Below are 14,304 nucleotides of genomic sequence, written 5' to 3'. Positions count from 1 at the left end.
TATTCCAACAAACAGAATTAGACCGTCGATCCAATCGACTGTCAAGCCAAGCCATGCCCCGTAAAGCCCAGACCGAATCGGTGTCCGACCTCAATGCCGCCCCCGGCGGCGCCGCCGCGGTCGACCGCGCGCTGAGCCTGCTCTGCGCCTTCCAGCCGGGCGACGAGGCGCTGTCGCTCGCGCAGTTCGCCGAGCGCACGCAGCTCTACAAGAGCACCGTGCTGCGGCTGCTGGCCTCGCTCGAACATGCGCGGCTCATCCGCCGGCAGGACGACGGCCGCTACGCGCTGGGTATGGAGATCGCGCGGCTGCACGGGCTGTACGCGGCGTCGCTGTCGCTCGACCGCATCGTGCCGCCGGTGCTGCGCTCGCTCGCCGCAACAACGGGCGAAAGCGCCGCGTACCACGTGCGGCAGGACCAGGGCGACAGCTGGGTGCGGCTGTGCCAGTTCCGGGTCGACTCATCGCATGTGGTGCGCGATCACGTGCGCGCTGGCGACCTGCTGCCCAACGACCGCGGCGCGGGGGCGCGCGTGCTGATCGCCTTCGGACCCGAGGCCGAGCGGCCGCGCGGCACCAAGGAACGCAAGCTGTACGACGCCATCCGCGCGCAGGGTTATTGCGCGCTGGTGGGCGACCGCACGGCCGAACTGGCGGGGATCTCGGCGCCGGTGTTCCATGCCGATGGCGGCCTCGCTGCGGCCGTCACGCTGACGATGCCCACGCACCGCTACGACGAGCGCTATATCGAGCCGGTGCGCGCGGCCGCGCGCGAGCTCACCGGACAGGTCTGAAGCCATCGCGGAAGAGCTTCGATTACCCCTATTTTTGTCACAGATAAATCCCGCCCTCGGCTCTTACTCGCCAGCAAAGTATCGAATAAAGTTCGGTTCAGGATTGCATCTTTCTCAAGGAGAAACCCCATGACCACTCGCACCACCGCCCACGGACTTCAGGTCGCGACCGAGCTCCACCGCTTCATCGAAGACAAGGTCCTGCCCGCCAGCGGCGTGGCCAGCGACGTCTTCTGGAAGGGCTTCGACGCCATCGTCCACGACCTCGCGCCGAAGAACGTCGCGCTGCTCGCCGAGCGCGACCGCCTGCAGAGCGAGCTCGACGCGTGGCACAAGAAGAACCCCGGCCCGATCGCCGACATGCCGGCCTACCGGGCCTTCCTCGAGAAGATCGGCTACCTGCTGCCGCAGCCCAAGGGCGCGAAGGCCACGACTGCCAATGTCGACTCCGAACTCGCGCTGCAGGCCGGTCCTCAACTGGTGGTTCCGATCCTGAACGCACGCTATGCGCTCAACGCCGCCAACGCGCGCTGGGGCTCGCTGTACGACGCGCTCTACGGCACCGACGCGATTCCCGAGACCGGCGGTGCCGAGAAGGGCAAGGGCTACAACCCCGTGCGCGGCGCCAAGGTCATCGAGTTCGCGCGCAACGTGCTCGACCAGGCCGCGCCGCTGGAAAACGGCTCGCACAAGAACGCCACCGGCTACAGCGTGAAGGACGGCAAGCTCGTCGTCGCGCTGCAGAGCAGCAGCACCGGCCTGGCCGATGCCTCGCAGTTCATCGGCTACCAGGGCGATGCCGCCGCGCCGTCGTCGGTGCTGCTGAAGCACAACGGCATCCACCTCGACATCCGCATCGACCGCGGCACGCCCATCGGCAAGAGCGACGCGGCCGGCGTGAGCGACCTCGTGCTCGAAGCCGCGCTCTCGACCATCCTGGACCTCGAAGACTCGGTGGCCGTGGTCGACGCGGCCGACAAGGTGGTCGCGTACACGAACTGGCTCGGCATCGTGCAAGGCACGCTGACCGAAGAAGTCGCCAAGGGCGGCAAGACCTTCACGCGCGGCCTGAACCCCGACCGCGAATACACCGGCGCCAACGGCCAACCCGTGAAGCTGCACGGCCGCTCGCTCATGTTCCTGCGCAACGTGGGCCACCTGATGACCAACCCGGCCGTGCTGTATGCAGGCGGCAAGGAAATCCCCGAGGGCATCCTCGACGCCGTGGTCACCACCACCATCGCCACCATCGACCTGAAGCGCAAGGGCAACTCGCGCACCGGCAGCATCTACATCGTCAAGCCGAAGATGCACGGCCCGGCCGAAGTGGCCTTCGCCAGCGAGCTGTTCGGCCGCGTCGAACAACTGCTCGGCCTGCCCGCCAACACGGTGAAGCTCGGCATCATGGACGAGGAGCGCCGCACCAGCGTGAACCTCAAGGCCTGCATCGCCGAAGCGGCCGCGCGCGTGGCCTTCATCAACACCGGCTTCCTCGACCGCACCGGCGACGAGATGCACACCGCCATGCAGGGCGGCCCGATGATCCGCAAGGGCGACATGAAGTCCAGCGCATGGATCGGCGCTTATGAAAAGAACAACGTGCTGGTCGGCCTGTCGTGCGGCCTGCGCGGCAAGGCGCAGATCGGCAAGGGCATGTGGGCCATGCCCGACCTGATGGCCGCCATGCTCGAACAGAAGATCGGCCACCCCAAGGCCGGCGCCAACACCGCCTGGGTGCCCTCGCCCACCGCCGCCACGCTGCACGCGCTGCACTACCACCAGGTGAGCGTGACCGCAGTGCAGCAGGAGCTGGAGAAGATCGACGCCGATGCCGAGCGCGACAACATCCTCAACGCGCTGCTGCAGGTGCCGATCGCGCCCGAGGCCAAGTGGACGCCCGAAGAGCGCCAGCAGGAAATCGACAACAACGTGCAGGGCATCCTCGGCTACGTGGTGCGCTGGATCGACCAGGGCGTGGGCTGCTCCAAGGTGCCCGACATCCACAACGTGGGCCTGATGGAAGACCGCGCCACGCTGCGCATCTCGAGCCAGCACATCGCCAACTGGCTGCTGCACGGCGTGGTGACCAAGGCGCAGGTCGACGAGACCTTCCAGCGCATGGCCAAGGTGGTCGACGAGCAGAACGCGGGCGACCCGCTTTACCAGCCGATGGCCGGCAACTTCGCGACCTCTGCAGCCTACAAGGCGGCGCAGGAACTGGTGTTCAAGGGCATCGAGCAGCCGAGCGGGTACACCGAGCCGTTGCTGCATGCGTGGCGGTTGAAGGTCAAGGGCGAGGCCTGAAATCCCGCCGGAGCAAGCCTCCACCACCAGATAAAAAACGGCACCTTCGGGTGCCGTTTTTTCATGTGCGCGGCTTGGTCTTCTTCACAGCTACCTTGGGCGGCACGGCCATGGACAACTGCCGGAATTCGCGGCGCAACTCCCGTTCGAGCTCCTGCTCGGTCGGCAGGTGCAACTGGTAGCGGCTGGTGAAGATGTTGCGCTCCTGCTGCTCGCCCAGGGTGTACTTCACCACGGCATCGTTCTTGTCGGGACAAAGAATGATGCCCAGCGTCGGGTTGTCGCCTTCGGTGCGACGCTCGCGGTCGTAGTAGTTCACGTAGAACTGGATCTGGCCGAGGTCGCCATGAGTGAGCTTGCCAACCTTGAGATCTATGAGCACGTAGCACTTGAGCACTGCGTGATAGAAGACCAGGTCGATGTAGAAATGGTCGCCGTCGATGGTGATGCGCTCCTGGCGCGACACGAATGCAAAGCCCTTGCCCAGTTCGAGCAAAAAGGTTTGCAGGTTGGCGATGAGCGCCTGCTCAAGCCTCGATTCGACCAGCTTCGGCGATTCCGGCAACCCAAGGAATTCGATGACCATCGGGTCCTTCAAGACATCGAGAGGCTGCATCACCTCCTGGCCGTGCGTTGCCAGCCGCATCAGGCCCTTCTTGTCCTTGCTCTTGGCCAGGCGGTCATACAGCAGGCTGGCCATCTGGCGTTGCAGTTCGCGCACCGACCATGCACTGCGGATCGCTTCGATCTCGTAGAAGGCACGCGCTTCCGGGCGCGCCGCGCGCAGGAGCTGGCGGTAATGGCTCCACGAGAGAGACGGGTGCAGCACTCCGGGGCGCCAGTCCGCAGCGTCGTCGGATTTCCGAGGCGGTGTCTCGGAATTGGCCTGGAGAGGCAACGCCAGCGATGCGACCGATTTCCGAGACGGCGTCTCGGAAATCAGCTGCGGATAGTCCAGATAGAACTGCCTGAACGCTTCGAGGTTGTCGGCGGAATAACCGCGGCCGAACTGGGCGGTCAGGCGTGTCGACAAGTCGGCGAGCAGCTTGGCGCCATAGCCCGCCCGGCGTTGACCTCTCTGCTCTTCCTCGACGATCTCGCGCCCGATCAGCCAGTTGGCAGCCACCTGCGTGGTGTTGACCGTGCGGACCACGCCAGCACGCGCGGCATCGAGGATCTCGCGCACGCGGCTGAAAAGCGGCCGAGTGGCCTTCTTGGGTTCCGGCTTGACCGTACGGGCGCGAGGGGAGGAGGAAGGCGTTGGCAATGCAGCGACTCTGAAGGGTTGTGCAGAAATTATGGAGGCGGCCGCCTTCGCAGGTCGAACCCTCGCAAAGCGTCGCCGCCGTGACCGGGCACAGGACGAACAACTAGCATCATGACCGCCCCAACCTTCCTGGCCTCTCGTCCCCAATGAATCCGAACGCGGCACCCGAGCCCACGGAGCGCACCGGCAACTCCGGCCCAAGCTCACGCCCTTCCCGCTTTTCGCACTGGTCCTCCTCTGCGGCAGCCATGCTCGTGGCTCTCGCCAGCGCCTTCGCCCTGAGCCAGGCCTTCCGCACCGTCGGCGCCATGATGGCAACGCCGCTCGCCGGCCACTTCGGCCTGACGCCACAACAGCTCGGCACCTGGGCCGGCACCTTCCACTTCATGTTCGGCATCATGCAGCTCGCGATGGGCGTATCGATCGACATGTTCGGCGTGCGCCGCACGGTGCTGGTCGCCTTTCCGCTGGCCATTGCAGGGGCCGCGTTGTGCGCGATGGCGTCGAGCTTCGGCGCCCTGCTGCTGGGGCAGGCGCTGATCGGCGTCGGCTGCGCGCCGGCCTTCCTTGTGTGCACGGTGTTCATCGCACGGCACTTCGACGCTGCGCGCTTCACCGCGATGTCGGGACTGGTGATGAGCATGGCCGGGCTGGGCATCCTGTTCACCGGCACGCCGCTGGCCTTGCTGATCGAGGCCTCCTCGTGGCGCGCGGGCTACGCGGTGTTGGCTGGGTTCGCCGTGCTCTCGTGGATCCTCATCTTCTGGCGCGTGCACGAGCCGGTGCGTGCGGTGGATCAGGCGAGCCCGCAGGCAGCGCCGGCCGAGCGCCAGTCGCTGCGCAAGGCGGTGCGCGAACTGCTGCCGCTGTTCGCGATGCCGCACACCCTGGGCCTGCTGTGCTTCGCCTGCGTGTCGTACGCGGCCTTCATCACGCTACGCGGCCTGTGGCTCGGGCCGGTGTTGCACGACCGGCACGGCCTGTCGCTGGTGGCCAGCGGCAATGTCGCATTGGTCATGACGGTCGCCGGCATGCTCAGCCCGGCGCTGTTCGGCCGGATGGACCCGGGCGGCGCACGCCGCGCACACTGGATGATGGGATGTTCGTTCGCCGGCGCGCTGATGTTCGGCGCCATGGCGCTGACGCAATCGCGCGCGGTGGACATCGGCCTGCCGGTCTTCTACGGCCTGCTTTCGGGCTACAGCGTGCTGCAGTACGCCTACACCAGGAACGCCTACCCCGCTGCGATGACGGGACGCGCGATGGCGCTGCTCAACATGGCGATGTTTCTCGGCGTGTCGCTGATGCAGTGGACAACAGGCGTGGCCGCGTCGTGGGCCGTGGCGAATGGCGTCGAGCCGTTCCGCGCGGTGTTTCTCACGGTCGCGGCCATGCTGGCCGCGGGCACGCTCGCGTTCCTCGTGCTGCCGCGCGCGGCGGCGCCGGTGCGGCTCAGCGCTTGATCGCCAGCATCAGCACGCCGCCCGCGATCATCGCCACGCCCGCCCACTCGCGGCCGCTCGGCCGTTCGCCGAGGAACATCACGGCGAAGAGCACCACCAGCACCACGCTGAGCTTGTCCACCGGCGCGACCTGCGAGGCATTGCCCATCTTGAGCGCGCGGAAGTAGCAGACCCACGACGCGCCGGTCGCGAGCCCGGAGAGCACGAGGAACAGCCAGGTGCGCGGCGACAGTTCCAGCGGGTTCGTCCACTTGCCGGTGGCGCGCACGAAGGCCGCGAGCACCACGAGGATCACCACGGTGCGCACCAGCGTGGCCATGTCGGAGTCGACGCCGGCAAGGCCGAGCTTGGCGAGGATGGCCGTCAGCGCGGCAAAGACGGCCGACAGGGCGGCCCAGAGAAACCAGTTGGAGGCGGTGGTGCCCATGGTGCTTCTTTCGTGGATGGCGATGGCGCGCTTCCCATCATGCGCGATCGCGACGACGGGCTTGTCCATGTCTTCACGCATGCCGTCAGTCCTGCGACAGGCTGCGCACGGCCTTCTGCAGTGCCACCTTCTGCGCACGCCGCTCGGCGCGGTGCGTGCGCAGGTGGCGCCCTGCCTTCTGGTTCGATTCGCCGCGCGCCATCGCGGCCACTACAGGATTGCGAGGTGCCACGCCGGGCACCGAAAAGTAAAACCGGCCCAGACGCTTGTCGTCGTCGCGGGCCTTTCGTTGAGCACTCATGTGCGCACACTCCGAAAAACAGAAAGGCCCCGGCGAATGGCTGCGCGGGGCCTTTGTCGACGGGCCTCGGCGGGTGCATGGATGCACGTCCGGCCGGGGCGGTCGGTGTGCGGATCAGGTGTTCAGGAAACGGTTCATTGGATTGGTTTGTCGCCCGGGAGGTTGGTCGTCGCCAGGCGCGGTGAAAAGAAACTGTCGCTGAAAAACGAAGGGCGGATTTTGGCGAGCCCGCATGCGACGCGCAAGCGCTGCATGGGCTGTTGTGGCGCAAAGCCGACGCGGTGCCGTCGCGTGAATCCAGTTGCGCGGCCGCGCCGTATCCGACTCAAGCGCATCGCGCCTCCGAGCTGCTGGCGGTTTCCACAGTCACCTTCCACCAAGAACCTTTTTTTCCAGGAGCCTTCAATGAAGAAACTCATGATTGCAGTCGGCGTTTCGATCCTGCTCGGCGCTTGCGCGGGCGGCACGGCCATGGGCGGCAGTGGCGGCGGCATGTCGTCGAACCCGATGGTCGGCGGCGCGCCGATGTACCCCACGAAGGACATCGTCGACAACGCCGTGAATTCGAAGGACCACACCACGCTGGTCGCGGCCGTGAAGGCCGCGGACCTCGTGGGCACGCTCAAGAGTCCCGGCCCGTTCACCGTGTTCGCACCGACCAACGCGGCCTTCGCCGCACTGCCGGCCGGCACGGTCGACACGCTGCTCAAGCCCGAGAACAAGCCCACGCTCAGCAAGGTGCTGACCTACCACGTGGTGCCCGGCCGGATGGACGGCCCGGCGCTGATGAGCGCCATCAACGCAGGCGGTGGCAAGGCCACGCTGAAGACCGCGAGCGGCGGCACGCTGACCGCGACGATGAGCGGCAGCAACGTGATGGTGACCGACGCCAAGGGCGGCACGGCTATGGTGACAATCGCCAACGTCTACCAGTCGAACGGCGTGATCCACGTCGTGAACAAGGTGCTGCTGCCGGGTTGATCGCCACCTTCTTCAGCGCCGGCGCGACGGGCCTTCAGGTCCGCCGCGCCGCTTCCGCTTCGTCGCGCAGCCACTGCGCGAAATCCTGCGCGTCGCGGTTGCTCCCGGCGCGCTTCGACATCTCGACGAAGTAGCCGCGGCGCGACGCGGCGCCTTCGCCCAGCGGCGCGACCAGGCGGCCGTCTCTCACCAGGTCCTGCAGCAGCGGCAACCGGCCGATCACCACGCCCTGGCCCGCCACGGCCGCGGCTACCGCGTCGGCGTATTGCGTGAAGCGCAGCGTGCTCTTCATGCGCAGGTCGGCGAGTCCCATGACCTTGAGCCAGGGCTCCCAGTCGGTCGTCGGTGCTTCGCTGTGATCCGGGTACTCGATCGTGAGCAGCGTGAGCCCCGAAAGATCCGAGGGCGCGTGCAAGGCCGCCGCGAGTTGCGGGGCGCACAGCGGCACCACCGACTCCTCGAACAGCGCCGCGCCGACGCCGCGATCGATCGGCACGAAGCGCACCGCCAAGTCGATGCGGCTGCGCTCCAGGTCGAGCACGTCGAGCGTGGCCGACACGCGCACGTCGACCTGCGGATGGCTGCCGGTGAAGCGCACGAGCCGCGGAATGAGCCACAGCGATGCGAAGCCCGGCGTGGTGGTGATCGCCACCTGTCGCGGCGCGGCACTGGCGCGCACGCGCGCGGTGGCATCGCGCAGGCGCTCCAGGCTGTCGGTGACGGCGCGCTGCAGCACGCCGCCGGCTTCGGTGAGCGACAGCGCGCGGTGGCGGCGCTCGAACAGCAGCACGCCCAGGCTGGCTTCGAGCTGCTGGATCTGCCGGCTCACGGCCGACTGCGTCAGGTGCAGCTCGCCGGCCGCGAGCGTGAAGCTCAGCCGGCGCGCGGCCGCCTCGAAACTGCGCAGCAGTTCGAGCGGCGGCAGCTCGCCATTCATGGCGCCGGAAGGTTTGACATTCTCTAGGCGCATGCAAAGAGTTCCGAATGACCGCGTGCAAAGGAGGGATTGGCTCACTATATTCATTCGTATCACGAATGCAATGGAGCTTGCCATGAGCACCTCTTCCCCCGCTTCTTCCCGCTTCCACGTCAGCCTGCCGAAACGTTCCGTCTTCGCCGTCCCCGACGGCGCGGGCGTGGGCATCGAATGCCGAAGCGGCGCGGTCTGGGTCACGCTCGACCGCGACACGCGCGACATCGTGCTGGAGCCCGGCGAACGCTTCGAAGGCACCGAGCACCGGCGCGTGCTGGTGTCGGCGCTGGAGGCGTCGTGCATCACGGTGTCGGATGCGCGGCCGGCCGCCATGCCTCTCCCGAGGGGCACGGGCACACGGTCGCCTTGGCGACTTCCGTCACACGGGTTGTCCCCGGCTTGACCCAGGCTCGCGTGCATCGAACCATCGATGCCCATGAGCCCCGACGCACCCACCTCCACCACCCGATGAGCGACCAGCCCTACATCCTCCAGGAGCTGGCCGACGGCATCGCCACGCTCACGCTGAATCTTCCCGCCAAGCTCAACCCGATCGCGCGCGAGCTGCAGGTCGAACTGCGCGATGCGCTCGAACGCATCCGCCACGACCGCGCGGTGCGCGCAGTGATCCTCACGGGCGCCGGCAAGGCCTTCTGCGTGGGCGCCGACCTGAGCGCGATGGCGCCGGGCGACGAGGGCAAATCCCTCGGCACGCAGACGGCCGAGTGGATGCAGGAGCTCAGCAATCCGCTGATCGAGGCACTGCGCACGCTGCCGGTTCCCGTGGTCGCCGCCGTCAATGGCCCGGCGGCCGGGGCCGGCGTGGGCCTTGCGCTGGCAGCCGACGTGACCATTGCCGCGCGCAGCGCGTACTTCTATCTGCCCTTTCTGCCCAAGCTCGGCATCGTGCCGGACCTCGGCTGCACCTGGGCCATTCCGCGCCGCGCCGGCCGGGCGCGCGCCATGGGCATGGCGCTGCTCGACGAGCGCGTGGGCGCGGGCCGCGCCGTGCAATGGGGCCTGATCTGGGGTTGCGTGGACGACGAGCAGTTGATGGAGGAGGCCAAGGGCATCGCGCAGCGCCTCGCCCGCCTGCCGGCGCATGCAGTGCTCGAGGCGCGCGAGGCCTTCGAGGCCTCGGAGCGCCACACGCTGAAGGAGCAGCTGCACTACGAGAGCGAGCGCCAGCGCGAGCTGATCGACCGCCCGAGCTTCCGCGAAGGCGTGAGCGCCTTCCTGCAGAAGCGCCCGCCGGTCTTCGAAAGCCGCTGACATCCTGTCACCCTGACACTGGCGCCTGCCGGGGGGCTGCGGGAGAATGCCGCGCATGCCCATCCTCAACGCCTTCTACGCCCAGTCGGGCGGCGTCACCTCGGTCATCAACGCGTCGGCCTGCGGCGTGATCGAGACGGCGCGAAAACATCCCGACCGCATCGGCAAGCTCTATGCCGGGCGCAACGGCATCATCGGCGCGCTGACCGAGGAGCTGATCGACACCGGCGCCGAATCGGCCGAGGCGATCGCGGCGCTGCGCAGCACGCCCTCGGGCGCTTTCGGTTCGTGCCGCTACAAGCTCAAGTCGCTCGAGAAGAACCGCCGCGAGTACGAGCGGCTGATCGAGGTGTTCAGGGCGCACGGCATCGGCTACTTCTTCTACAACGGCGGCGGCGATTCGGCCGACACCTGCTTCAAGGTGAGCCAGCTGTCGCAGTCGATGGGCTATGCGCTGCAGGCCATCCACGTGCCCAAGACCATCGACAACGACCTGCCGCTGACCGACTGCTGTCCGGGCTTCGGCTCGGTTGCGAAGTACGTGGCGGTGTCGACCATCGAGGCCTCGTTCGACGTGCGTTCGATGGCGGCAACATCGACCAAGGTGTTCGTGCTCGAAGTGATGGGACGGCACGCGGGCTGGATCGCCGCGGCGGGCGGGCTGGCTGCGGACCAGGGCATTCCGGTGGTGGTGCTGTTCCCGGAGATCGAGTTCGACAAGCCGCGCTTCATCGCGCGCGTCGACGAACTGGTGAAGCAGCACGGGTATTGCTCGGTGGTGGTGTCCGAAGGCTGCCACCACCCCGACGGCACCTTCCTTGCCGAGCAGGGCACGCGCGACGCCTTCGGCCATGCGCAGCTCGGCGGCGCGGCGCCGGTGGTGGCGCAGATGGTCAAGGAAGCGCTGGGCCACAAGTTCCACTGGGCGGTGGCTGACTACCTGCAGCGCGCAGCGCGCCACATCGCCTCGGCCACCGACGTGAAGCAGGCCTACGAGCTGGGGCAGCGCGCGGTGGAGCTGGCGCTCGAAGGCCGCAATGCCGTCATGCCCACCATCGAGCGCACGTCCGATGTGCCTTATGCCTACCGCCTGGGCTGCGCACCGCTCGAATCGGTGGCCAACGTCGAGAAGCCGATGCCGCGCGATTTCATTTCGGACGATGGCTACGGCATCACCGAGCGGTGCCGGCGCTACCTGCTGCCGCTGATCGAGGGCGAGGACTATCCGGCCTACAGCGGCGGGTTGCCGGTCTACGTGACGCTGCAGAACGTGGCGGTGGCAAAGAAGCTGCCGGCTTTCGAGATCGCATGACGACTTCGGCGGCAGCCTCCGGCCTGATCGACGCCACACGTTGTCCGCTGTGCGGCGAGGCGAACCGCTGCGCTATGGAAATCGAACGCGAGACGGGCCAGGCACAGCCGCCCTGCTGGTGCATGCAGGCCGACTTCGGCAAGGCGCCGCTCACGAACCTGCCGGAAGACATGCGCGGGCTGGCGTGCATCTGCATGCGCTGCGCGACCGGCGCACCGCCGGCTCAGGGCTGAGCAGGGTTCTGTGATTGCCCCTGTGACTGCTCCTGCTCGTCGGGTGCGGGATCAGCAGCCACATCGCTGGCCACCACCATCGTCGGCGCACTGCCCGGGCGCTGCTGCGTGATCACGCGGTGGATGAACTGCAGCTTGCCCACCGCCGCGCGCGGCAGCACAAAGGGGTAGTAGTCGGGCTGCCCCATGCTGCGCGACAGCTCGTTGAGCACGTTGGTGAGCAGCACCCAGCCGTTGATGAAATCGAGGAACTTGCCGGCATCGGGATCGTCCGGCTGCCAGAGGTCAGCCGCAGTGAAGAGGTCGCTTGCCAGCTCGACGTTGGTTGCGTCGACACCGAAGCTCATCGCGGTGTCCGCCGTATCGGCCATGTGCAGGTAGTGGGCCCAGGTCTCGGCCCAGTCTTCCCACGGATGCGTGCTCGCGTAGCTGCTCACGAAGCGGTCGGCCCAGTCGGGCGGCGGCCCCTGTTCGTAGTGGTGCTGCAGCGCGGCTGCGTAGTCGGCGCGTTCGTCGCCGAAGAGCGCGCGGAAGTCGTCGATCCACGGTGTGGGCAGCACCAGCAGGTCCCAGTAGTAGTGGCCGACCTCGTGGCGGAAGTGGCCCAGCAGCGTGCGGTAGGGCTCGCGCATCTCGGCGCGGATGCGCTCGCGCACGGCGTCCTCGGCCTCTTCGGCGTTGAGCGTGATCACGCCGTGCTGGTGGCCGGTCATCACGTGCGGGCCGCCCGGCATGTTGCTGAGGAAGTCGAAGGTCAGCCCGTGCACAGGATCGGCGTGGCGGCTCACCACCGGCAGGCCGAGCGCAAGCAGTTGCGAGATGAGCCGGCGCTTGGCGGTCTCGAGCTTGCCCCAGAGTTCTCCGTTGGCTTCCACCGAAAGATCGGGAATGGTGCGGGTGACGCTGCAGGCGAGGCAGTAGCCGGGCGCGAGGCCCTGGGTGTCGTCGGGCAGGGTCTCGCCTTCGCGTGCGGCAGGCACCATCCAGCTGCAGGCGGCCGGGGTCATGAGGTTCGCGCAGCGGCGGTAGGTCTTGCCATGCGGGTCGCCGAACACGGTGAAGGTGTCGGGCTGCGCGCCCTCGCCCGCCGCCGGCGCGAGGGGCATCACGCCGAGCCGGTCGATCACGTAGCCGAGCGGTGTGTGGCAGGCCAGGCATTTGCTGTTGCGCAGGAACACGGGGCGGCCGCACTGGCAGCGGTAGGCGCGGCTCACGGTCGGCGCGGCCAGCTCGGTCGCGAGCGTGGAAGTGCCTTCCGGCTCGGCGGGGGCCGGTTGGGCGTTGGCTTGTTGTTCGTCGGGCATGGTGTCCATGTGTTGTCTCGATCTTCTTCCTGACGCTGAGGGGACAGCCGACGCATTGTGCGGGCCACCCGTCGCGCCCTCGCCCGCGCAAAGACCGATATGCTTGTAGGACGACGGACCCGAGACATTCCGCCGCCCCATGACCTCCCCACAGACCCCAGAAGCCGCGGCCACGCCGGCCCCGCCCTCCATCGGCACGATGCGCCAGCGCTATGGCGAACGCTACCGCTGGTACCTGCTGCTGTCGGTCATGGTGGGCACGATGGCGTCGATCATGTCCTCGACCATCGTCAACGTCGCGATCCCGGGCATGAGCCACCACTTCTCGCTCGGCCAGGAGCGCGCGCAGTGGGTGAGTTCGGGCTTCATGGTGGCGATGACGGTGTCGATGCTCACCACGCCCTGGCTGCTGTCGCGCTACGGCTACCGTCGCACCTACGTGGGCACGATGCTGTTGCTGCTGGTGGGCGGCATCGTGGGCGGCGTGGCCAACGACTTCTCGCTGGTGCTGCTCGCGCGCGTGGCCGAGGGGCTGGCGGCGGGCGTGGTGCAGCCCATTCCGGCCATCATCATCCTGCGCGCCTTCGAGCCCCACGAGCAGGGACGCGCGAGCGGCATCTTCGGCATGGGCGTGGTGCTGGCGCCGGCGGTGGGGCCGAGCATCGGCGGGGTGCTGGTCGACCTGTTCGGCTGGCGCTCGATCTTCTTCATGGTGGTGCCGTTCTGCCTGGCCTCGCTCTGGCTGGCCTACAAGTTCGTGCCGACCACGGCGCCGGGCGGCGTGGCCGCGGCGCGCGGCGGCGGGCTCGACGCGCGCGGGCTGGCGCTGGGCACGGTCGGCACGCTGTGCCTGCTGAACGGGCTGGTCGCGCTGCGCGGCGATTCGCCCCTGCAGGCCGGCCTGCTGCTGGCGGGCGCGCTGGTGTCGTTCGCCGCCTTCGTGTGGTGGCAGCGGCGGCTCGCGGCCTCGGGCGGCACGCCGCTGATGAACCTCGCGCTGTTCCAGTACCGGCAGTTCGCCATGGGCAGCGTGGTGGCCTTCATCTACGGCACGGCGCTGTTCGGCTCGACCTACCTGCTGCCGGTGTACATGCAGGTGGGGCTGCATCTGTCGGCCTCTCATGTGGGCACCATCCTGCTGCCGGCGGGCATCGTGCTTGCGCTGACCATTGCCGGCGTCGGCCGGCTGGCCGACAAGCACCCGACCTGGGTGCTGGTGACGATCGGCCTCGCGCTGCTGGCAGCGTCGTTCGCGCTGATGATGGTGCTGCGGCTCGACAGCGCTCTGTGGCTGCTGGTGGCCTTCGCGATCATCGGGCGCATCGGGCTGGGCTTCATCCTGCCCTCGCTCAACCTGGGTTCGATGCGGCCGCTGGCCAAGCCGCTGATCCCGCAGGGCGCGAGCGCCATCAACTTCGTGCGCATGCTTGGCGGCGCGGCGGGCGTGAGCCTGTGCGCCATCGTTCTCGAATGGCGGCTGGCGGCGCATGGCGATTCGCTCGCCAACCCGATGAGCAGCCCGGCGCGGCTGGCCGCCTTCGATGAGGTGTTCGCAATGCTGGCAGGGCTTTGCGCGATTGCCATCTGCGCGGCCTGGCAGTTGCGCCGCCCGCCACAACAAGGGTAAGCACCGGGTAGTACCTAAGAATCCATCGTTTCTAATTGTTAACAGT

The 14,304-nt window shown here is 67.8% G+C and carries 15 protein-coding genes; 9 read left to right on the top strand and 6 right to left on the bottom strand.

The window, feature by feature from the left end; genetic code table 11:
* The first annotated feature begins 53 nt into the window (after positions 1-53).
* Both ASD05_RS05275 and ASD05_RS05270 read left to right on the top strand, forming a co-directional pair.
* Positions 54-794, top strand: a complete 741-nt coding sequence (locus tag ASD05_RS05275; RefSeq protein ID WP_056588660.1) for an IclR family transcriptional regulator — start codon at positions 54-56, stop codon at positions 792-794.
* 129 nt (positions 795-923) lie between these two features.
* Positions 924-3,098 (top strand): malate synthase G, encoded by a 2,175-nt coding sequence (locus tag ASD05_RS05270; RefSeq protein WP_056588657.1) that lies wholly within the window; start codon positions 924-926, stop codon positions 3,096-3,098.
* A gap of 61 nt (positions 3,099-3,159) precedes the next feature.
* Here ASD05_RS05270 and ASD05_RS05265 read toward each other — a convergent pair whose 3' ends face one another.
* Positions 3,160-4,365, bottom strand: a complete 1,206-nt coding sequence (locus ASD05_RS05265; protein WP_235507854.1) for a PDDEXK nuclease domain-containing protein — start codon at positions 4,363-4,365, stop codon at positions 3,160-3,162.
* Between the two features lie 146 nt (positions 4,366-4,511).
* Between ASD05_RS05265 and ASD05_RS05260 the strand changes: the two genes are divergently transcribed.
* Entirely contained in the window at positions 4,512-5,828 is a 1,317-nt protein-coding gene (locus ASD05_RS05260) for an MFS transporter (RefSeq protein ID WP_056588653.1), read from the top strand.
* Here the strand turns inward: ASD05_RS05260 and ASD05_RS05255 are convergent.
* The 3 genes from ASD05_RS05255 to ASD05_RS29925 all read right to left on the bottom strand — a co-directional run bounded on the left by ASD05_RS05255 (position 5,818) and on the right by ASD05_RS29925 (position 6,975).
* Entirely contained in the window at positions 5,818-6,255 is a 438-nt protein-coding gene (locus ASD05_RS05255; protein ID WP_056588828.1) for an EamA family transporter, read from the bottom strand. The two genes, ASD05_RS05260 and ASD05_RS05255, sit on opposite strands and share 11 nt — an antisense overlap.
* Positions 6,256-6,340: 85 nt before the next feature.
* Positions 6,341-6,556: a hypothetical protein gene (locus ASD05_RS05250; RefSeq protein ID WP_056588651.1), complete on the bottom strand. Its 216-nt coding sequence runs from the start codon at positions 6,554-6,556 to the stop codon at positions 6,341-6,343.
* Positions 6,557-6,690: 134 nt separating this feature from the next.
* Complete coding sequence (locus ASD05_RS29925) at positions 6,691-6,975, bottom strand: hypothetical protein (RefSeq protein ID WP_157609954.1); 285 nt, start codon at positions 6,973-6,975, stop codon at positions 6,691-6,693.
* On the opposite strand from ASD05_RS29925, the gene ASD05_RS05245 reads away from it, so the two are divergent.
* Positions 6,962-7,537 (top strand): fasciclin domain-containing protein, encoded by a 576-nt coding sequence (locus tag ASD05_RS05245; RefSeq protein ID WP_157609952.1) that lies wholly within the window; start codon positions 6,962-6,964, stop codon positions 7,535-7,537. The genes ASD05_RS29925 and ASD05_RS05245 overlap by 14 nt on opposite strands.
* 34 nt (positions 7,538-7,571) lie before the next feature.
* Here ASD05_RS05245 and ASD05_RS05240 read toward each other — a convergent pair whose 3' ends face one another.
* Positions 7,572-8,507 (bottom strand): LysR substrate-binding domain-containing protein, encoded by a 936-nt coding sequence (locus ASD05_RS05240; RefSeq protein WP_056588649.1) that lies wholly within the window; start codon positions 8,505-8,507, stop codon positions 7,572-7,574.
* 82 nt (positions 8,508-8,589) lie between these two features.
* Between ASD05_RS05240 and ASD05_RS05235 the strand changes: the two genes are divergently transcribed.
* The 4 genes from ASD05_RS05235 (at position 8,590) to ASD05_RS05220 (ending at position 11,327) form a co-directional block, all read left to right on the top strand.
* On the top strand, positions 8,590-8,913 hold the full coding sequence (locus tag ASD05_RS05235; protein ID WP_056588822.1) for a DUF2917 domain-containing protein: 324 nt from the start codon (positions 8,590-8,592) through the stop codon (positions 8,911-8,913).
* A 65-nt stretch (positions 8,914-8,978) separates the two neighbouring features.
* A complete protein-coding gene (locus ASD05_RS05230; RefSeq protein WP_056588647.1) occupies positions 8,979-9,782 on the top strand; it encodes an enoyl-CoA hydratase-related protein in 804 nt (267 codons plus the stop codon).
* Between the two features lie 55 nt (positions 9,783-9,837).
* A complete protein-coding gene (locus tag ASD05_RS05225; RefSeq protein WP_056588818.1) occupies positions 9,838-11,094 on the top strand; it encodes a 6-phosphofructokinase in 1,257 nt (418 codons plus the stop codon).
* Positions 11,091-11,327, top strand: coding sequence for a cysteine-rich CWC family protein (locus ASD05_RS05220; protein WP_056588645.1), 237 nt, complete (start codon positions 11,091-11,093; stop codon positions 11,325-11,327). Before ASD05_RS05225 ends, ASD05_RS05220 begins: the two co-directional genes overlap by 4 nt.
* Here ASD05_RS05220 and ASD05_RS05215 read toward each other — a convergent pair.
* The gene (locus ASD05_RS05215) at positions 11,318-12,640 is read right to left on the bottom strand and encodes a putative zinc-binding metallopeptidase (RefSeq protein ID WP_056588642.1); all 1,323 of its coding nucleotides are present in this window, start codon (positions 12,638-12,640) and stop codon (positions 11,318-11,320) included. The two genes, ASD05_RS05220 and ASD05_RS05215, sit on opposite strands and share 10 nt — an antisense overlap.
* 130 nt (positions 12,641-12,770) lie before the next feature.
* Between ASD05_RS05215 and ASD05_RS05210 the strand changes: the two genes are divergently transcribed.
* Positions 12,771-14,258 carry a DHA2 family efflux MFS transporter permease subunit gene (locus ASD05_RS05210; protein ID WP_056588640.1) on the top strand — a complete coding sequence of 496 codons (1,488 nt, stop codon included), beginning with the start codon at positions 12,771-12,773 and terminating at the stop codon, positions 14,256-14,258.
* Positions 14,259-14,304 lie beyond the last annotated feature (46 nt).

It is taken from the genome of Variovorax sp. Root434 (genome assembly GCF_001426595.1).
GTDB lineage: Bacteria > Pseudomonadota > Gammaproteobacteria > Burkholderiales > Burkholderiaceae_C > Variovorax.
Note: the sequence above shows the minus strand (reverse complement) of the source record. Positions and strands in the feature narration are given on the sequence as shown.